Below are 18,058 nucleotides of genomic sequence, written 5' to 3' on the forward strand. Positions count from 1 at the left end.
TCATGTGGGTTCTCAGCACCGCCGGATGCCGGTGGCTCGGCGCGGCCGGATCGCTCGCCGTCACCGTCGGCGGATGGGCGGCCGGCACCCTGCCGGTACGCGGCGGCTGGGGCCTGTGGGAGCCGCGCGGCTCCGCGCTCACCGTGGCCGGCGCGGTCCTCGCGTACCTCGGACTGACCCTGCTCATCGCGGCCTGGTGGCAGTACGGGCGGCTGCTGCGGGCCGGCGCCCCCGAGCGCGTCGGAGCCACCCTCTGCTGGTGGGCGGCGCCACTGCTGCTCGCGCCGCCGCTCTACAGCGCCGACGTGTACAGCTACATCGCCCAGGGCGCGATGGTCCTCGAAGGGCACGACGTGTACGGGGCCGGGCCCTCCGTCCTCGCCCCCGGCGAGCTCGGCTGGGACGCCGCCGCCAGCGTCGGCGGGCACTGGACCGACACCCCCGCGCCCTACGGGCCCGTCTTCCTCGTCCTCGCCCAGGCGGTCGTGAAACTCACCGGCGGGGCGGTCGTGCCCGCCGTCCTCGGCATGCGGCTCGTCGCCGTCGGCGCACTCGCCCTGATCGTCTGGGCCGTCCGGGGCCTCTCCGACGGGCGCCCCGGAGCGCTCTGGCTCGCCGCGCTCAACCCGCTGCTCCTCATCCACGTCGTCGCCGGCATGCACAACGACGGGCTCATGATCGGCCTCATGCTCGGCGGCGTGCTGCTCGCCGTGCGCGGGCGGTGGGTGGCCGGCAGCGTGCTCGTCGGCCTCGCGGTCATGGTCAAGTCGCCGGCGGCGGTGGCGCTGCTGTTCGTGGGGATCATCGTCGCGCGGCAGTGCGGTGGCGGGGTGCGGGGGGTCCTGAAGGGGCTGCTGCCCGGGGTGGTCGCCGCGGGGGTCGCGGCGCTCGCGACCGTGGCGGCCGGGACGGGCTTCGGCTGGCTCCGCACCCAGAGCGTGGCCGGCACCATCCACACGGCGCTCTCCGTCACGAGCGACCTCGGCCTCGGCCTCGGCATGCTCGTCGCGGACGACCCGGAGCCGGTGAAGGCGGTCGTCCAGCAGCTCGGGCTGGTCGTGGCCGCGGGGGCCATCGGAGTGCTGGGATGGCGCGCGTGGAAGGGGCACACCGATCCCGTGCTGGGACTGGGGCTGTCCCTGGTGGCGCTGGTCGTCCTGTCACCGATGGTGCAGCCGTGGTACCTGCTGTGGGGGGTGTGCGGGGTCGCCGCGGGGGCGTGGGACGGGGCGCTCGGTCGGTGGCTCGCGGTGGCGTCCGCGGCCTTGGCCTATGAGACGGCGCCGTCCGGGCATACCCCGGCGTACGGCTTCGCGCTGATGGGCGTGGCGGTGGCGGTGGCCGCCGTCGCCCTCCGCGCAGGGCGTTGGGGATCCACCCGGACGGCACCCCCGCACGCGCCTGCGCCCCCCGTGCCCGCACCGCGACGCGGCCGCAGCCGCGCGGAACGTACGGGCACCGGAGCCTAGGGCCTGCGAGGGGCGCCCTCCGTGGTGCCCACCCTTCGCACGGAGCGGCCCGCCAGGACGTCCGTGCGCTTGCCGTCCTCGATGACGAACCGGCCGTCGATCAGGACGTGGGGGATCCCCGTCGGGAGGGTCCGGGGGTGGGCGTAGGTGGCGCCCGCGGCGACCGTGGTCGGGTCGAAGAGGGTGAGGTCCGCTCGGTGGCCCTCGCGGACCAGGCCGCGGTCCGGGAGGCGGAGGCGGGCGGCGGGGCGGGAGGTGAGGTGGGCGACGCACTCCTCCAGGGTGAGCACCGACTCCTCGCGGACGTAGCGCCCCAGGTACTCCGGGAAGGTGCCGTACGCGCGCGGGTGGGGCTTGGAGCCCTGGAGGATGCCGTCGGAGCCGCCCGTGTGGACGCGGTGGCGCATGATCGCGCGGACGTTCTCCTCGTGCCCCACGTGCTGGAGGATCGTCGTGCCCAGCCGGTCGTCGACGAGGAGCCGGCGCGCGGTGGGCCAGTCGGTCAGGTGGCGGCCGACGTACGGGGACAGGGACGGGTCGGTCACCCCGGAGATCTCGATCGTGGGCCAGTCCACCGGCACCCCGTGGCAGCCGTCCGAGCCCGTCTCCTCCAGGTGGTGCCGGATGCGCTCGGCGGTCGCGTCGTCGCGCAGCCGGGCGAGGAGGGCCTCGGGGCCGCCCTCGTGGGCCCAGCTGGGGAGCACGGCGGCGAGGGTCGTGCAGCCGGGCGTGTACGGGTAGGTGTCGAGGGAGATGTCCGAGCCGGCGGCCAGCGCCTCGTCGAGCAGGGTGAGGAGCTCCGGGGCCCGCCCCTCGTTGACGCCGAAGTTCATCGTGGCGTGGGCCAGGTGGAGGGCGCAGCCCGCGTCCCGCGTGAGCCGCACCATCTCCTCGTACGCCTCCAGCGCGCCCGCCCCGTAGGAGCGGTGGTGGGGGCAGTAGTAGCCGTCGTACCCGGCGACGACCCGGCACAGTTCGGTGAGCTCGGCGTCGGGCGCGTACATCCCCGGTGTGTAGGTGAGGCCCGAGGACATGCCGACCGCGCCCTGCTCCATGCCCTCGGCGACGAGCTGCCGCATGCGGTCCAGCTCGGCCTCCGTGGCGGGGCGGTCGTCCCAGCCGACGGCGTACATCCGGACGGTGCCCTGCGGGATCAGGTAGGCCGCGTTGACGGCGATGCCGCGGTCGAGGCGGTCCAGGTACTCGCCCACCGTGCGCCAGTCGAAGTCGATGTCCGAGCCGTCGCCGTTCCAGCCGGCGATGGTCCGGCGCACCTCGGCGAGGGTGCGGTCGTCGACCGGGGCGTACGACAGGCCGTCCTGGCCCAGGACCTCGAGGGTCACGCCCTGCGCGGCCTTCGCGCTGTGGTCCGGGTCCCGCAGCAGGGCCAGGTCGCTGTGGGCGTGCATGTCGATGAAGCCGGGCGACAGGACGAGGCCCTCGGCGTCCATGACGCGCCGGGCGGTGGGGCGCTGGCAGCCGGCCGCCGCGCCCTCCTTGACGATCGCGGCGATCCGCCCGTCGGCGAGGGCGACGTCGGCACGGTAGGAGGGCGCGCCGCTGCCGTCGACGACCTCGGCGTCACGGAAGACGAGATCCATGTCGGGCTCCCTGGGGCTAGAAGAAGGTGCGGATGTAGTCGACGACCGTGCCGTCCGCCTCCACGAGCGGGATCAGCTGCCACTTGTCGAAGACGGTGCACGGGTGGGACAGGCCCATCCCGACCCAGTCGCCGACCTCCACGTCCGCCCCCGGCCCGGTGTCCAGCCAGGCGTGCTGGTCGGACAGGGCGGTGACGGTGATCCCGTCCGCCGGGCGGATCTCGCCGGTGCGCCCGTCGCGCAGGGCCTGCGCCTCGGGCAGGTGCAGGTCGTACGCGGCGTCGCGCTTGCCCGCGTTGGTGAAGGCCTGCGTGGGGGTGGGGCGGGAGACGACCTGGGACCAGAGCCGGAACGCGGGCTGCAGCGCGCCCTCCTCGGGGACCCGGTTGAAGGGGGTCCGCTCGCGGTACTGCCCGTCGTCGTGGGAGACGTACGCGCCGGAGCGCAGCAGCTTCAGGACGGGGCGGGAGAGGTCCGGGATCTCCGCGAAGACGTCGGCGACGGTGTCGAACCACTCGCTGCCGCCCGCGCTGACGACGATCTCCGGCAGGTCCGGCGCGAACCTGCCCGCCTTGTCGAAGGCGGCCGCGATGCCCACGAGCCGGTTCAGCCAGGCGCGGACCAGCTCGGCGTCGGCCTGCGGCATCGTGGCCTCGTACCCCGCCACGCCCACCAGGCGCAGCCGGTCCGTGGCGGCGACCGCGTCGGCGACGGCCTCGCACTCGGCCTCGGTCCGCACGCCCGTGCGCCCCGCCTCGGCCGCGCCCAGCTCGACCACGACGTCCACGGCACGCCGGGCGCCCGCCGCGCGCAGGGCCTCGTCCATCAGCTCGACGCCGCGGACGGAGTCGACGTAGCAGACGAAGCGGAAGTCCGGGTCGGCGTCGAGCTCGGCGGCCAGCCACCGCAGGGCGACGGCGTCGACGAGCTCGTTGGCGAGGAAGATCGCGGAGACGCCGTGGGCGCGGTAGACGCGGGCCTGGTGGGGGACGGCGGCGGTGATGCCCCAGGCGCCGTGCGCCAGCTGGCGGTCGAAGAGCTGCGGGGACATGGACGTCTTGCCGTGCGGCGCGAAGGCGAGGCCGTGGCGCTCCGCGTACTCCTCCAGGAGGCGCAGGTTGTGCTCGACGGACTCGGCGGAGAGGGCGAGGACGGGGGTGGTGAAGCCGCCGGTGAAGAGGTTGCGGCGCTCGGCGGCCAGCTCCCGGACGGTCAGCCCCTCGGCGTCCGGCGGCAGGGCCTTGAAGCGGTGGTCGACGACCTCGTTCGCCAGGTCCGGCATGGGTCCTCCTCCTTGAGGGTTCCTGCGCGGGATACGGGTGTTGCAGCATGTGCAACACCCGTTGCGCGTATCGCTTATGGCTGTCTAACATCCGGGCCAACGCCGGGTCAATGGACCCGTTCGCCGACCCGCCCCCGTCGCACCAGCCTGAAGGAGCCCGAAGGTGACCGGAACCCCGCCCCCCGTGGACGATGCGCCGGACGTCGTCTGCCTCGGCGAGTCCATGGTCACCTTCCTGCCCGACCGGGCCGGGCGCCTCGCCGACGTCCCCTCCTTCACCCGCGCCATCGGCGGCGCCGAATCCAACGTCGCCTGCGCCCTCGCCGCCGCCGGACACCGCGCGAAGTGGGTCGGGCGGGTCGGACGGGACGGCTTCGGCGACCACCTCGTCGAGGCGATCGGTGCCTACGGGGTCGACGTCTCCGCCGTGCGCCGCGACCCGCACCGCCCGACCGGCGTCTACTTCCGCACCGCCACCGACCGGGCGAGCGACGCGCACGAGGTCGTCTACTATCGGGCCGGGTCCGCCGCCTCCGCGATGTCGCCGCAGACCGTCCCGTACGCCGGGGTCGCGGACGGCCGGATCCTCCACCTCTCCGGCATCACCGCCGCGCTGTCCGCGCCGTGCCTGGCACTCGTGCGCGCGCTGACCGCGCCGCGCGCCGGGCGCCCGCTCGTCTCCTTCGACGTCAACTTCCGGCCGGGGCTGTGGGGCGACGAGGCGGGCGAGGGCGGGCGGGTGCTGCTGGAGCTGGCGCGCGGGGCGGATCTCGTGTTCGTCGGGGCCGACGAGGCGGAGGCGGCGTGGGGGGTGGGCGAGCCCGAGGGGATCCGGGCCCTGCTCCCCGAGCCGGCGGTGCTCGTGGTGAAGCGGGGCGGGGAGGGCGCGGTGCTGTTCGAGCGCCGCGCGGACGCCGGCCCCGCCGGCCCCGCCGACTCCGCCGGCCCCGCCGACTCCGCCGACTCCGCCGACTCCGCCGGCCCCGCCGACTCCGCCGGCCCCGCAGCCCTCGTCGACCTCGTCGCCCACGTCCCCGCCCCCCGCGTCGACGTCGTCGCGCCCGTCGGCGCCGGGGACGCCTTCGCCGCCGGGTTCCTCTCCGGGACCCTGCGCGGGCTCGGAGCGGTCGCGCGGCTGCGCCACGGGCACCTGGCGGCCGCCGCCGCGCTGACCGTGCCCGGCGATCTCGCCGCACCGCCCCGGCGCGCCCGTGCCGACCGGCTCGCCGGACTCGACGACGCGGCCTGGGGGAGACTGCACCTCGGCCCCGGGTGGACGGGGGACGACCAGGAGGTACGTACGCCATGAGCCAGACCGTCGACCGCGCGCTCAGCATCCTGCCGTTGCTCGCGCAGGGTCCCGCCGACCTCGGCCAGGTCGCCGACCGGCTCGGCGTGCACAAGTCCACCGCGCTGCGCCTGCTGCGCACCCTCCACGAACACGGCCTCGTCCACCGGCAGCAGGACCAGCGCTACCGGCTCGGCGCCCGGCTCTTCGCCCTCGCGCAGGAGGCCGTCGAGAACCTCGACATCCGCGAGATCGCCCACCCCCACCTCGCCGCCCTCAACGAGCAGATCGGGCACACCGTCCACCTCGCCGTCCACGAGGAGGGCGAGGTGCTCTACATCGACAAGGTCGAGAGCCGCTACCCGGTGCGCATGTACTCGCGCATCGGCAAGCCGGTCGCCATCACCGTCGCCGCCGTCGCCAAGCTGCTCCTCGCCGACCTGCCCGAGCCCGAGCGGCGCGCCCTCGCCGCCAAGCTGGACTACCCCCTGTACACGCCCCGTTCGACGCCCAACGCCGCCGCCTTCCTCAAGGAGCTGGCGACCGTGCGCGAACAGGGCTGGGCCACCGACCTCGGCGGCCACGAGGAGTCGATCAACTGCGTCGGCGCGCCCATCCGCGGCGCCGACGGACGGGTCGTCGCCGCCATGTCGGTCTCCGCGCCGAACGTGGTGGTCACCGCGGAGGAACTCCTCACCCTCCTCCCGCTGGTGCGCCGCACCGCCGAGGACATCAGCCGCGACTACTCCGGAACCGCCCCCAGGAAAGACAGTTAGGAAACAGGAACCGCATGACCGAGAAGATCGCCCTCGTCCCCGCCACCCACACCACCCCGCCCGCCAAGTTCTCCCACGGAGTGAAGAAGGGCAACATCCTCCAGGTCGCCGGCCAGGTCGGCTTCCTGCCCGCCGTCGAGGGGCAGCCCCCGACGCCGGCCGGCCCGACCCTGCGCGAGCAGACCCTCCAGACCTTCGCCAACGTCAAGGCGATCCTGGAGGAGGGCGGCGCCACCTGGGACGACGTGATGATGATGCGCGTCTACCTCACGGACGTCGACCACTTCGCCGAGATGAACGAGATCTACAACGCGTACTTCGAGGAGCAGGGCCTCAAGGCCCCCGCCTCGGCCCGCACCACGGTCTACGTCGGCCTGCCCAAGGGCCTGCTCATCGAGATCGACGCCCTGGCGGTCCTCAGCTGATCCCGCCGCACCACCGGCCGCTCCACGGCACGGCGTTCACCGACGGAACGCCGTGCCGCGCTCCACCCTGCCCAGAATCGAGACACGGAACCGAGATCCGAGGTCCCCCGCCATGCGCCTCCCCCTCCTCGCCGCCGAAGCGCCGCCCGCCCCTCCCCACACCGGCGGCCTGCTGCTCCTGATACCCGGCACCGCGGGACTGCTCACCGTCGCCGCGCTCGGCATCGCCCTGCTGCTCGTCCTCATCATCAAGGTGCGGCTCCAGCCCTTCGTCGCGCTGCTCGCCGTCTCCCTCGCCGTCGGCCTCGCGGCCGGCCTGTCGGTCACCGAACTCTTCGGCACCGTCCAGAAGTCCGCCGCCACCTCCGTCATCGAGAACGGCATGGGCGGCATCCTCGGCCACGTCGCCATCATCATCGGCCTCGGCACCATGCTCGGCGCGATCCTCGAGGTCTCCGGCGGGGCCGAGGTGCTGAGCGGGCGTCTGCTCAGGCTCTTCGGCGAGAAGCGCGCCCCGCTCGCGATGGGCCTCACCGGCCTCATCTTCGGCATCCCCGTCTTCTTCGACGTCGGCATCTTCGTCCTCGCGCCGATCGTCTACGCCGCCGCCAAGCGGTCCGGAAAATCGATCCTGCTGTACTGCATGCCGCTGCTGGCCGGCCTGTCGATGACCCACGCCTTCCTGCCGCCGCACCCCGGCCCGGTCGCCGCCGCGGGCCTGCTGCACGTCTCGCTCGGCTGGGTCATCCTCATGGGCGTCGTCGTCGGCGTCCCCGCCGTCCTCGCCGCCTGGGCGTACGCCGCCTGGATCGGGCGGCGGATCTTCGTCGAGGTCCCGCAGGACATGGTCGACGCCGCCGAGGAGGCCAGGCGACAGGTGACCGCCGGACGCGCGGACGGCTCCGAGGCACCCGTACCGCTGGGCACCGTCCTGTTCATCATCGGCACGCCGCTGGTGCTCATCCTCGCCGCGACCTTCTCCTCCATCGCGCTCGACCCCTCCACGCCCCGGTCGGTGATCGAGTTCTTCGGCAACCCGTTCGTCGCCCTGACGATCGCGCTGCTCCTCGCGTACTACCTGCTCGGCATCCGGCGCGGCTGGAGCCGTAGGTCCCTGGAGCAGGTGTCCACGTCCTCCCTCAAGCCGGTCGGCAACATCCTGCTCGTGGTCGGTGCGGGCGGCGTCTTCGGTGCGGTCCTCAAGGCCAGCGGGGTCGCGCAGGCCCTCTCCGACACCTTCAACGACGTCGGCCTGCCCGTGATCGTCCTGGCCTACCTGATCTCCCTGGTCCTGCGCGTCGCCCAGGGCTCGGCCACCGTCGCCATCGTCACCACGGCCGGCATCGTGCTCCCGCTGGTCGAGGGCGGCGGGCACTCCCAGGCCTTCCTCGCCCTGGTCATCATGGCGATCTCGGCCGGCTCGATCTTCGCCTCGCACGTCAACGACGGGGGCTTCTGGATCGTCTCCACGTACTTCGGCATCTCGGAACGGGACACCCTGAAGTCCTGGACGGTGCTGGAATCGGTGCTGTCCCTGGCCGGTTTCGCGGTGGCCGCGGCGCTGAGTCTCGCCGTCTAGCCGGGCACCCGCGGGAGGGCTTGGCGAGGGGCGCCTGACGTTCTCACAGCATCGTCGTCCATACTTCCCGCGTGGAGCAGAGCACAGGACCCAGCAGCATTCCGCCCCTCCAAGGCGCCGCGGCCGATCCGGCGTTCGTCCCCGGCATCACGGGGCCACGCCCTGACGCGGCGGCGGTGACGGCGGTGAGTGACGAGGCCGACGCGGCGATCGAGCCCGACGAGGCCGACGCGCCCGACGCGGCCGGCGGAACCGACGAGGCCGATGCCGTCGTCGAGGACGCCGTGCCGGAGGAGGGCGGTGCCGACGCCGACGCGGCCCCGGAGGGGCCCGTCTTCGAGGCCGCCGACCGGCGGGCCCGGATCGTCGCCGACGGCGCGGGCGTACGGCTGAGCCTCGACGAGGAGAGCTGCGACTTCCGCTGGGACGAGATCGGCGCGGTCGAGACCGCGTCGGGGCGCTTCGGCAAGCGGTTCACCGTCACCGTGCACACCCCTGACCGGCGCTGGTACCCGATCGAGATCGACGCACCGGCCAGGGGGCACATCACGGAGTGGGAGTCACAGCTCGACGCCGTGCTGGACGCCTACTTCGACGAGAACGCCTAGCGAGAACGCCGAGCGAGAACGCCGAGCGAGAAGCCCGGCGAGGACACCTGGCGAGGACACCCGGCGAGGACACCTGGCGGGAACGCCCGGCGCGTGCGCCGGGCGTGCGCGCCTAGCAGTACTGCGCCGCCTTGCCGATCGAGCGGTACATGCAGTCGCTGTTCTCCAGGAGTTGCAGCACGGCGTCCCGGTTGCGGCTGGTCTCCCGCTCGATCACCTCGTCGGGCGGGTAGAAGCCGCCGCTCCAGGAGTCGGTCGGGTACATCTCGAAGGTGTAGCTGAAGATCTTGTGCGCGCCCCACAGGTAGTCGTCGATCGACCCGTCCGTGATGTAGAGGTCGCTGGACTGCTCGGGGGTGTAGCGGTTGCTCGTCGCCATCTTCTTGCCGACCGTGGCGAAGGCGTCGCGGTCGTCCTGGGTCATGCCCGTGGCGGTGTCCGCGTTGGTCCAGCCGAAGGGCCACAGGACCAGTTCGCTGTAGGTGTGGAAGTCGATGCCGGTCTTGATCTGCTGCTTGCCGCCGACGATCCGGGAGCGGACGAAGTCGGCGACGACCTTCACCTCGGGCGCGGACTCGGGCGCCGTGCCGCGGTAGGTCTCGGAGCTCTTGGAGCCGGAGGAGCCGCCGCAGCAGCCCCACTTGTAGTCCCAGTTGCGGTTGAGGTCCGTACCGACGTACGAGGAGCCGGAGTTGGGCTGGCGGTTCTTGCGCCAGCTGCGGTAGGAGCCGCTGGCGATGTCGTACTCGCCGCCGTCCGGGTTGAGGTCGGGGACGATCCAGATCTCGCGGTTGTTCACCATGTCGGTGATCCGGGAGTCGGTGCCGTAGCCGGCGCCCAGCTCGCGCAGGAGGTAGAGCGCCATCTCGACGGTGAGGTGCTCGCGGGCGTGCTGGTGGTGCGTGAAGAGGACCTCGGGCTCGCTCTCGTCGGTGGCGACGTTGTCGCTCACCTTGATGGCGATGATGTCGCGGCCCTGGTACGTCTTGCCGATCACCCGCTTGTTCATGATGTTCGGGTAGGCGGCGAGGCGCTGGTCGATCTCGGCGTTCATCTCCGCGTAGTTGTGGTACTTCGCGTCGGCGGAGGGGAAGTCGAGCGGACCGACGCCCTGGACCGGGCTCGTGCCCCCGCTCCGGTCGGGCGGGGCGGGCAGGGCGACGGCGCGGTAGCCGAGGCTCTTGAGGTGGGCCACCTGCCGGGCGTTGGCGCTGACGACGACCGAGCGGGCGTCGACCTCGTCGATGGAGACGCCGGTGGCGGCGAGGGCGGTGCGTTCGGCGGCGGTGGCGGGTCCGGCGATCTCGTACTGCCGGATCACCTCGTCCCCGTCGCGGGTGGCGGCGGCCGGTGCCGGGTCGGCCCCGGCGGGTGTCGCGAGTGCGGAGATCGGCGCCGCGAGGGCGAGCGCCAGGAGGCCGGCCAGTGCGGCGGACCTTCTTCCGCGGATACGAAGTCGCATGCTGTCTCCTGGGTGGGGAGTGTGGGGGAGTGCGACAGACGGACGTGCGGTGCTGACATCGTGCGGCTGTGACATGGACCGGTCAAGCAGTGAGGTTCGGCCACATTCTTCCGGCCCCGGACCCGGGAAACGGCGCAGCGCCGCCGGGGGAGCGGCGGCGCTGCGGTGGATTCCCCCGAAGGGGGGAGGGCGGACGGGGGTGCGGGGCGAGCCGCGGGGGCGGTTACGGGAGGCCGTGGACGTGCGGGCCGACCGCGTTCGACCAGGCGTTGCCCGCCGTGGCGTCCCAGTTGGTGGACCAGGTCATCGCGCCGCGGATGTTCGGGTAGGTCTGCGACGGCTTGAAGCTGCCGCAGCCGGTGCCCTTGGCGAGGCAGTCCAGCGCGTTCTTCACGATCTGCGGGTCGACGTAGCCGCTGCCGGCGCCCCGGGTCGACGCGGGGACGCCGAAGCCGATCTGGGAGGCGTCGAGGCCGCCCTGGAGCTGGATGCAGGCGAGCGCGGTGAGGAAGTCCACCGAGCCCTGGCTGTAGACCTTTCCGTCACAGCCGAGCATCGAACCGCTGTTGTAGTACTGCATGTTGACCACCGTCAGGATGTCCTTCACGGCGAGCGCGGTCTTGAAGTACTCGGTCCCGGTCGACTGCATGTCGATGGTCTGCGGGGCCATCGTGAGCACGAGCGACGAACCGGCCTTGGCGGAGAGCTGGCGCAGCGCCTTGGTCAGGTACGTGGCGTTGATGCCGTGCTCCAGGTCGATGTCGACGCCGTTGAAGCCGTACTCCTGCATCAGGGCGTACGCGCTGTCGGCGAAGGCGGTCGCGGAGGCGTCACTGTTGATGGTGACGTTCCCCTTCTCGCCGCCGACCGAGAGGATGACGGACTTGCCGGCCGTCTTCTTCGCGGCGATGTCGGCCTTGAAGTCGGCGGTGGAGGCGTAGCCGACCGCCGGGTCGAGGTTGAAGGTGAGCTGGCCGGCGGTGGTGGTCGCGTCGGCGAAGGAGACCGCGATGATGTCGTACTGCGACTGGACGTCCCGCAGCTTCTGCTTGGCGGCGCCGTTGTCGAAGTTCTGCCAGTAGCCGGTCAGCGCGTGCTTGGGCACGGCCGGGCCGGGGCCCGGGTCGGTGACCTGGGCGGTCTTCGCGGAGACGGCGGCCGACTTGGCGGACTCGCCGGCGGCGTTGGTCGCGGAGACCTGGAACTGGTACGTCGTGTTGGCGGTCAGGCCGGTGACGGTGGCCGAGGCGCTGTTGACCGTGGTCGCGAGGGCGCCGTCCTTGTAGACCTTGTAGCCGGTCGCGTTGGAGACCGCGCCCCAGCTGAGCGGGACGGACGAGGAGGTGGGCGTGCCCGCGGCGAGGCCGGCCGGGGCGGCCGGGACCGTCGGCGTCGGGTCGGTGCCGCCGCCCCCGTCGGGCCCGAAGACGCTCACGTCGTCGACGGAGTACGCGGCCGTGCCGTACCAGCCGTGCGTGTAGACCTGCACCGAGGTGGTGTTCGCCCCCGTGGTGAAGGTGGTCGTCAGCTGCTTCCAGCCGGCGCTGTCCGGCGTCCAGGTGGAGACGTCGGTGGTGCCGGTGCCGGCCGCGCCGAGATACGCGTAACCGCCCTGCACCCACGCGCTCAGGGTGTACGTGGAGCTGGGCTTGACCGTCACGGCCTGGGTGCACTTGGCGTTGTCGAGGCCGGCCGGGGTGGCCCGCAGGGCGCCGGCCCCGGTGCGGACCGGCGAGGAGACGACGGCGCCGCTGCCCGCGGAACAGGACCAGTTGGCGAGGCCGTTCTCGAATCCGGCGTTCTTGGCCACGTTGACGTCCGCGGCCTGCGCGACGCCGGTACCGCCGACGAACACGAGCCCGGCGCCGACGGCGAGCGCCAGTGCGGCTCTGGTGGTGCGGTCCACTTGCTGCCTCCGGGGGGGGGAGTGGGGGAGCGGGGGAGTGGGGATCGGGGGAGGGGTGGAGGCCGTACGTCTTCGTACGGAGGTGCGGAACGGTGGCCACCGTCGGGGGAACAAGCTGGTCCAGACCAATCGGCTTGTCAAGACCTCTGGCGGGAACCGCAGTTCAGGACCGCCGCCCGTGGGCGCGCGACGAGGGGCGCGGCGACGCGCCGGACGACGGGCGCGGCGACGCGCGGGGCGACGGGCGCGGCGACGCGCGGGGCGGGAGGAGAACGGCGCAGAAAGTGACGGAGCTTGAAGGATTGTCTGTTCACCACCCCGGGGGACGTGGATAAAGTGCAGAGGCGTGACGCTGCGAACGCAGCAAGTAGTGGTCAGTGAGGGATCGGGGGAGCCCGGCGTGCCGACAGCGATTGCGGTCACCAGCCCCGATCTGGTGTTGCCGCCCACCGATCCGCAGACACCCCCCGCCGCGGTCCTGCCCGGCCCCGGGACCCGCCCCCTCGACGCCGCCCTCGCCGACGTCCAGCTCCTGCTCGAACGCCACGGGCACGTGATCGTCGTCTGCCCCGCCTCGGCACCGGCCGCGACCGAACGGCGCCTGCACACCGTCCGCTCGCTGCTCGAATCCGACCGGATCGCCATCGTCAGGACCGCGCTGCCGCCGCTCGGCGCCGCCGTCCTCGTCCGCCAGCTGCGCCAGCTCTCCGGCTGCGACTTCAGCCCCGGCGTCCTCGCCTCCGCCGCCCGGCTGCTCACGCACTACGTGTACGCGGGCGCCGTCCTCGGCTCCGTCGCCAAGCTGGACCGCGTCCCCGTCGGGCTCACCTCGCACGTCAAGGGCTGGCTCCCCGGCGCCCAGTTCGGCGTCCTCGCCGGACCCGTCCCCGAACTCGTGCGGATCGGATCCGGCGGCGCCGCCGACACGCTCACCGGACCGGAGTTCACCACCGACCTCGTGCTCGCCCGAGGCCAGCTCCAGACCGACTGGCCCGCCACCGCCCTCGCCCCGCGCTGGCAGGTCCGCGCCGTCCAGGAGACCGCGCTGCCCGAGTCCTCGCCCCGCTGGTGGGGCACGCCCAAGCTGGTCGAGTTCGCCGCCCACCTCGCCGACCTGCCCGTCCTGCACCAACTGGTCTCCTCCGTACGGCGGGAGACCTGCCACTGGTGCCGGATGGAGCTCATCGGCGACCGCTGCGGCTTCTGCGCCGCCCCGCTGCCCACGGCCGAGCCGACCGCGGCGACCGCCCTGACCCGCTAGCCCCGTGAACCCGCCCGCCCCGCCCGCCCCCTCGGCCCCCGCCCCCGTCCCCCGTGCGGGCCGCCCGTCCCGCCGGGCCTACCTGCCCCGCCTGTCCCGCCCCTCCCGTCATCAGCGCCCCACGTCCACGATCGAGGTAGTACGGCCATGAACTCCCGCCAGCGCCGTGGTGTCATCCTGCTGCTGCTCTCCGTCCTGTGCGCCCTCGGTGCCTTCGCCGGGGTGCTCTCGGTGATCAGCGACGTGAACTCCAAGGTCGGACCCGAGGTCACCGCGTACCGCGTCAAGGACGACATCAAGCCGTACACCCCGCTCGGCCCGGGCCGGTTCGAGAAGATCACCATGCCCGAGCGCTGGCTGCCGGAGACCGCCGTCACCGACCTCGCGCAGACCGAGGGCAAGATCGCCGTCACCACCCTCAAGGCCGGCTCGCTCCTGCAGAGCGACATGATCGTCAAGCGTCCCGCGCTCGAACCGGGCCAGCAGGAGATCGCCATCATGATCGACGCCGCCACCGGAGTGGCCGGCAAGATCACCCCCGGCTCCACCGTCAACATCTACGCCACCTTCGCGGGCGAACGCGGCGGCCAGGCCGCCCAGTCCAAGATGATCGTCGCCGGCGCCCGGGTCATCGACGTCGGCGAACTCACCGCCCTCACCCCCGACCGCGAGGACCGCAACCGCGCCACCGAGGCCGTCCCGATCACCTTCGCGCTCTCCACCGTCGACACCCAGCGCGTCGCCTACGCCGAGTCCTTCGCCCAGCACGTCCGCCTCGCCCTCGTCGCGCCCGGCGGCAGCAACGCGCCCGACGCCCGCGACCGCACCTACACGCTCGACAAGGACAAGTGAGGCCCCGCATGACCACCAGGATCCTGCCGGCGGTCGGCGACCCGGACGCGGCCCGCGCGGTCACCACCCTCATCGGCCAGCTCCCCGACGCCGAACCCGCCGCCCCCGTCGGCGACTCCACCCAGCTCGTCGACACCCTGGGCCGCCTCGCCGCCGAGTCCCTCGACGAACTCCCCGAGGTCGTCCTCGTCCACGAGCGGATCGGGCCCGTACCGGCGCTGGAGCTGATCCGCGAGGTCGCCCTGCGCTTCCCCGCCGTCGGCGTCGTCCTCATCACCGCCGACGCCAGCCCCGTGCTCTTCTCGGCCGCCATGGACTCCGGCGCCCGCGGCCTCGTCACCCTCCCCCTCGGCTACGAGGAGCTGGCCAGCCGCGTCCAGGCCGCCGCCCAGTGGTCCACCGGCGTCCGCCGCCACCTCGGCGGCGGCACCGAGGCCCTCACCGGACCCGGCGGCCGGGTCGTCACCGTCAGCGGCGCCAAGGGCGGCGTCGGCACCACCGTCACCGCCGTCCACCTCGCCCTCGCCGCCCGCGCCTCCGGCCACACCGTCGCCCTCGTCGACATGGACCTCCAGGGCGGCGACATCGCCTCCTACCTCGACGTCCAGTTCCGCCGCTCGCTCGCCGACCTCGCCGCCGTCGACGACATCTCGCCCCGGGTCCTCCAGGACGCCGTCTTCGTCCACGAGACCGGCGTCAGCCTGCTCCTCGCGCCGGCCGAGGGCGAACGCGCGGAGGAGGTCACCGACCGCTCCGCCCGCCAGATCGTCAGCGCCCTGCGCAGCCGGTACGAGATCGTCGTCATCGACTGCGGCACCCACCTCGACGGGGCCGGCGCCGCCGCCGTCGAGATGGCCGACACCGCCCTCCTCGTCACCACCCCCGACGTCGTCGCCGTCCGGGCCGCCAAGCGGGCCGTACGGATGTGGGACCGGCTCCAGGTGCGCAAGCCGGAGGAGACGACCATGCTGGTCAACCGGCACCAGCGGGCCACCGAGATCCAGCCTCCCCTGGTCCAGAAGATCACCGGCACCCGCATCGCGGGCGTCACCGTCCCCGCCCACTTCAAGGAGCTCGCCGCCGTCGTCGACGCGGGCCGCCTGCACGACCTGGACGCCCGCTCCACCGTCAAGCAGGCGCTGTGGGCGCTCGCCGGCGAGCTGGGCCTCGTGAAGACCGGCGCGAGCTCCCACGGCAAGGAGCTCGTACGGGGCGGGGACCGCGGCGCCCTCGGGCTGCGGCGGCGCGGGGCGGGGCGCTGACATGAGACGCGCCGAGCGGGACGACAGGGGACAGGTGGCCGTCGAGTTCGTCGGCATGCTGCCCCTGATCCTGCTCACGCTCGTGCTGCTGTGGCAGTGCGTCCTGATCGGCTACACCTTCACCCTCGCCGGCAACGCGGCCGACGAGGCGGCACGGGCCGCGGCCGTCGGCGACGACTGCGGCGCGGCGGCCAGGCGACACCTGGACGGCGCCTGGGCCTCGGGCGCCTCGGCCGACTGCGGCCGGGACGGCGGGATGGTGCGGGCGACGGTGGGACTGCGGGTGCCCGTGCTCTTCCCGGGCGCGATCAGCTTCCCGTTCGACGTGACCGCCGAGGCCGGGGCCGTATGGGAGGGGGATCCGCGATGAGGCGATCCGGTCGATGGGGGACGGGGCGACTCGGGCGCTCCGCGATGAGGCGATCCGGGCGATCCGGGGCGGTGGGCCGACTCCGGCGAACCGGGCGATCCGGGCAGGTGGGCCGGCTCCGGCGCTCCGGGGCGGCGCGACTCGGGCGATCCTCGATGAGGCTACTCGGGCGCTCCCCGGCCGCACGGCTCCGGGGACGCGACCGGGGCCAGGTGGCCATCGAGTACCTGGGCTTCCTCCCGATCCTCCTGCTCGTCGGCCTCGTCGGCGTGCAGTTCGGCGTCGCCGCGTACGCCGCCCAGCAGGCGGGCACGGGCGCGCGGGCGGCGGCCCGGGCGGCCAGCGTCGACGACACCGACTCCGTACCGGATCCGGCGTCCGCCGGGAAGGCGGCGATGAGCGGCTGGATCGCGGGCCGCAGCGGCGTCGAGGTGTCCGGCGGGGCGTCCACCGTCTCCGTCACCGTCACCGTCAAGGTCCCCTCGCTCATCCCGTTCACGCACTTCGACGACGTGTCGAGGACCGCCGTCATGCCCCTGCCCGACGCCCCCCAGGAGGACCGGCCATGAGCCTGAGGTCCCGTATCGGCCACCCCGAGGAGACCGGCGCCGGCGGCGGCCGGGAGGACGGACACCTCGTCGCGTCCTTCCGGGCCAAACTCCTGGAGGAGATCGACCTCACCGAGATGTCCGCGCTCGCCGCCGCCGAGCGCCGGGCGCGCCTGGAACGGGTGCTCGGCCACATCATCAGCCGCGAGGGCCCCGTCCTGTCCACGGCCGAACGCTCCCAGCTCATCCGCCGGGTGGTCGACGAGGCCCTCGGACTCGGCGTGCTCGAACCACTCCTCGAAGACGCGTCCATCACCGAGATCATGGTCAACGGACCCGACCAGATCTACATCGAGCGGGCCGGCCGGGTGGAGCTGCTGCCGCTGCGCTTCGCCTCGCACGAGCAGCTGATGCAGACCATCGAGCGGATCGTGTCGACGGTCAACCGGCGGGTCGACGAGTCCAACCCGATGGTCGACGCCCGGCTCCCCTCCGGCGAGCGCGTCAACGTCATCATCCCGCCGCTCTCCCTCACCGGGGCCACGCTCACCATCCGCCGCTTCCCCCGGGCGTACACCCTGCACGAGATGGTCGGCCTCGGCTCGCTCGACGAGCAGATGCTGCTGCTGCTCTCCGGGCTGGTCCAGGCGAAGTTCAACATCATCGTCTCCGGAGCGACCGGCACCGGGAAGACCACGCTGCTCAACGCCCTGTCCGGGCTGATCCCCGACCGCGAGCGGGTCATCACCATCGAGGACTCGGCCGAACTCCAGCTCCAGCAGTCGCACGTCATCCGACTGGAGGCGCGCCCGCCCAACATCGAGGGCCGTGGCGCGGTCACCATCCGCGACCTGGTCCGCAACTCGCTGCGCATGCGTCCCGACCGGATCGTGGTCGGCGAGGTCCGCGGCGGCGAGACCCTCGACATGCTCCAGGCGATGTCCACCGGCCACGACGGGTCGCTCGCCACCGTCCACGCCAACTCGGCCGAGGACGCCCTCATGCGGCTCCAGACCCTCGCGTCGATGTCGGAGGTCAAGGTCCCCTTCGAGGCGCTGCGGGACCAGATCAACAGCGCCGTCGACGTCCTCGTCCAGCTCACCCGCCACCCCGACGGCACCCGCCGGATCACCGAGATCGCGATCCTCGCCTCCGACGGGCGCGAGCGCTACCTCCTCGCCACCGTCTGCGGCTTCCTGGCGCAGCCGCTCGCCGCCGACGGGCGGGTGTACGGGGAGTTCGCGTACCACCCGCTGCCGCGCCGGGTCGCCCAGCGGCTCTACATGGCCGGGCAGCCCATTCCGCAGGCCTTCGGGGTGGCCGTGCACGACACGCAACTGGCCGTGCGGGAAGCGAAGTAGGGAAGGAA

16 protein-coding genes are annotated in these 18,058 nt (G+C 73.2%); 12 read left to right on the forward strand and 4 right to left on the reverse strand.

Features of this window, described 5'->3' with window-relative positions; genetic code table 11:
* Positions 1-2 precede the first annotated feature (2 nt).
* Positions 3-1,469, forward strand: coding sequence for a polyprenol phosphomannose-dependent alpha 1,6 mannosyltransferase MptB (gene mptB, locus OG309_RS23800; RefSeq protein WP_329423512.1), 1,467 nt, complete (start codon positions 3-5; stop codon positions 1,467-1,469).
* Here the strand turns inward: mptB and OG309_RS23805 are convergent.
* The gene (locus OG309_RS23805) at positions 1,466-3,070 is read right to left on the reverse strand and encodes an N-acyl-D-amino-acid deacylase family protein (protein WP_329423514.1); all 1,605 of its coding nucleotides are present in this window, start codon (positions 3,068-3,070) and stop codon (positions 1,466-1,468) included. The genes mptB and OG309_RS23805 overlap by 4 nt on opposite strands.
* A 16-nt stretch (positions 3,071-3,086) precedes the next feature.
* Positions 3,087-4,352 carry an alanine racemase gene (locus tag OG309_RS23810; RefSeq protein WP_329423515.1) on the reverse strand — a complete coding sequence of 422 codons (1,266 nt, stop codon included), beginning with the start codon at positions 4,350-4,352 and terminating at the stop codon, positions 3,087-3,089.
* A gap of 223 nt (positions 4,353-4,575) precedes the next feature.
* Here OG309_RS23810 and OG309_RS23815 point away from each other — a divergent pair, with 223 nt between their 5' ends.
* From OG309_RS23815 to OG309_RS23835, 5 genes are all read left to right on the forward strand, one after another.
* Positions 4,576-5,661 (forward strand): sugar kinase, encoded by a 1,086-nt coding sequence (locus OG309_RS23815; RefSeq protein ID WP_443067642.1) that lies wholly within the window; start codon positions 4,576-4,578, stop codon positions 5,659-5,661.
* Complete coding sequence (locus tag OG309_RS23820) at positions 5,658-6,416, forward strand: IclR family transcriptional regulator (RefSeq protein WP_329423520.1); 759 nt, start codon at positions 5,658-5,660, stop codon at positions 6,414-6,416. The genes OG309_RS23815 and OG309_RS23820 overlap by 4 nt, the downstream gene beginning before the upstream one ends.
* Positions 6,417-6,430: 14 nt before the next feature.
* Positions 6,431-6,841, forward strand: coding sequence for a RidA family protein (locus OG309_RS23825; protein ID WP_132912865.1), 411 nt, complete (start codon positions 6,431-6,433; stop codon positions 6,839-6,841).
* 112 nt (positions 6,842-6,953) lie between these two features.
* Positions 6,954-8,420 (forward strand): GntP family permease, encoded by a 1,467-nt coding sequence (locus tag OG309_RS23830; protein ID WP_329423522.1) that lies wholly within the window; start codon positions 6,954-6,956, stop codon positions 8,418-8,420.
* Between the two features lie 71 nt (positions 8,421-8,491).
* A complete protein-coding gene (locus OG309_RS23835) occupies positions 8,492-9,028 on the forward strand; it encodes a hypothetical protein (protein ID WP_329423523.1) in 537 nt (178 codons plus the stop codon).
* 112 nt (positions 9,029-9,140) lie between these two features.
* Here OG309_RS23835 and OG309_RS23840 read toward each other — a convergent pair whose 3' ends face one another.
* Positions 9,141-10,490 carry a M14 family metallopeptidase gene (locus tag OG309_RS23840; RefSeq protein WP_329423524.1) on the reverse strand — a complete coding sequence of 450 codons (1,350 nt, stop codon included), beginning with the start codon at positions 10,488-10,490 and terminating at the stop codon, positions 9,141-9,143.
* 223 nt (positions 10,491-10,713) lie between these two features.
* Positions 10,714-12,396, reverse strand: a complete 1,683-nt coding sequence (locus OG309_RS23845) for a chitinase (protein WP_443067587.1) — start codon at positions 12,394-12,396, stop codon at positions 10,714-10,716.
* Between the two features lie 400 nt (positions 12,397-12,796).
* Between OG309_RS23845 and OG309_RS23850 the strand changes: the two genes are divergently transcribed.
* The 6 genes from OG309_RS23850 (at position 12,797) to OG309_RS23875 (ending at position 18,050) form a co-directional block, all read left to right on the forward strand.
* Positions 12,797-13,657 carry a hypothetical protein gene (locus OG309_RS23850; protein WP_329423525.1) on the forward strand — a complete coding sequence of 287 codons (861 nt, stop codon included), beginning with the start codon at positions 12,797-12,799 and terminating at the stop codon, positions 13,655-13,657.
* 147 nt (positions 13,658-13,804) lie between these two features.
* Positions 13,805-14,509, forward strand: a complete 705-nt coding sequence (gene cpaB, locus OG309_RS23855) for a Flp pilus assembly protein CpaB (RefSeq protein ID WP_329423527.1) — start codon at positions 13,805-13,807, stop codon at positions 14,507-14,509.
* Positions 14,510-14,517: 8 nt separating this feature from the next.
* A complete protein-coding gene (locus OG309_RS23860) occupies positions 14,518-15,771 on the forward strand; it encodes an AAA family ATPase (RefSeq protein ID WP_329423529.1) in 1,254 nt (417 codons plus the stop codon).
* 1 nt (position 15,772) lies between these two features.
* Positions 15,773-16,141, forward strand: a complete 369-nt coding sequence (locus OG309_RS23865) for a TadE/TadG family type IV pilus assembly protein (RefSeq protein WP_329423530.1) — start codon at positions 15,773-15,775, stop codon at positions 16,139-16,141.
* 212 nt (positions 16,142-16,353) lie between these two features.
* Entirely contained in the window at positions 16,354-16,710 is a 357-nt protein-coding gene (locus OG309_RS23870) for a TadE/TadG family type IV pilus assembly protein (RefSeq protein ID WP_329423532.1), read from the forward strand.
* On the forward strand, positions 16,707-18,050 hold the full coding sequence (locus tag OG309_RS23875) for a CpaF family protein (protein ID WP_329423533.1): 1,344 nt from the start codon (positions 16,707-16,709) through the stop codon (positions 18,048-18,050). Before OG309_RS23870 ends, OG309_RS23875 begins: the two co-directional genes overlap by 4 nt.
* Positions 18,051-18,058: the final 8 nt, after the last annotated feature.

Source organism: Streptomyces sp. NBC_01268 (assembly GCF_036240795.1).
GTDB lineage: Bacteria > Actinomycetota > Actinomycetes > Streptomycetales > Streptomycetaceae > Streptomyces.

Coding starts and splice junctions, on each gene's coding strand:
- mptB (WP_329423512.1), top strand. CDS start 3: ATGTGGGTTCTCAGCACCGCCGGATGCCGGTGGCTCGGCGCGGCCGGA.
- OG309_RS23805 (WP_329423514.1), bottom strand. CDS start 3,070: ATGGATCTCGTCTTCCGTGACGCCGAGGTCGTCGACGGCAGCGGCGCG.
- OG309_RS23810 (WP_329423515.1), bottom strand. CDS start 4,352: ATGCCGGACCTGGCGAACGAGGTCGTCGACCACCGCTTCAAGGCCCTG.
- OG309_RS23815 (WP_443067642.1), top strand. CDS start 4,576: ATGGTCACCTTCCTGCCCGACCGGGCCGGGCGCCTCGCCGACGTCCCC.
- OG309_RS23820 (WP_329423520.1), top strand. CDS start 5,658: ATGAGCCAGACCGTCGACCGCGCGCTCAGCATCCTGCCGTTGCTCGCG.
- OG309_RS23825 (WP_132912865.1), top strand. CDS start 6,431: ATGACCGAGAAGATCGCCCTCGTCCCCGCCACCCACACCACCCCGCCC.
- OG309_RS23830 (WP_329423522.1), top strand. CDS start 6,954: ATGCGCCTCCCCCTCCTCGCCGCCGAAGCGCCGCCCGCCCCTCCCCAC.
- OG309_RS23840 (WP_329423524.1), bottom strand. CDS start 10,490: ATGCGACTTCGTATCCGCGGAAGAAGGTCCGCCGCACTGGCCGGCCTC.
- cpaB (WP_329423527.1), top strand. CDS start 13,805: ATGAACTCCCGCCAGCGCCGTGGTGTCATCCTGCTGCTGCTCTCCGTC.
- OG309_RS23860 (WP_329423529.1), top strand. CDS start 14,518: ATGACCACCAGGATCCTGCCGGCGGTCGGCGACCCGGACGCGGCCCGC.
- OG309_RS23865 (WP_329423530.1), top strand. CDS start 15,773: ATGAGACGCGCCGAGCGGGACGACAGGGGACAGGTGGCCGTCGAGTTC.
- OG309_RS23875 (WP_329423533.1), top strand. CDS start 16,707: ATGAGCCTGAGGTCCCGTATCGGCCACCCCGAGGAGACCGGCGCCGGC.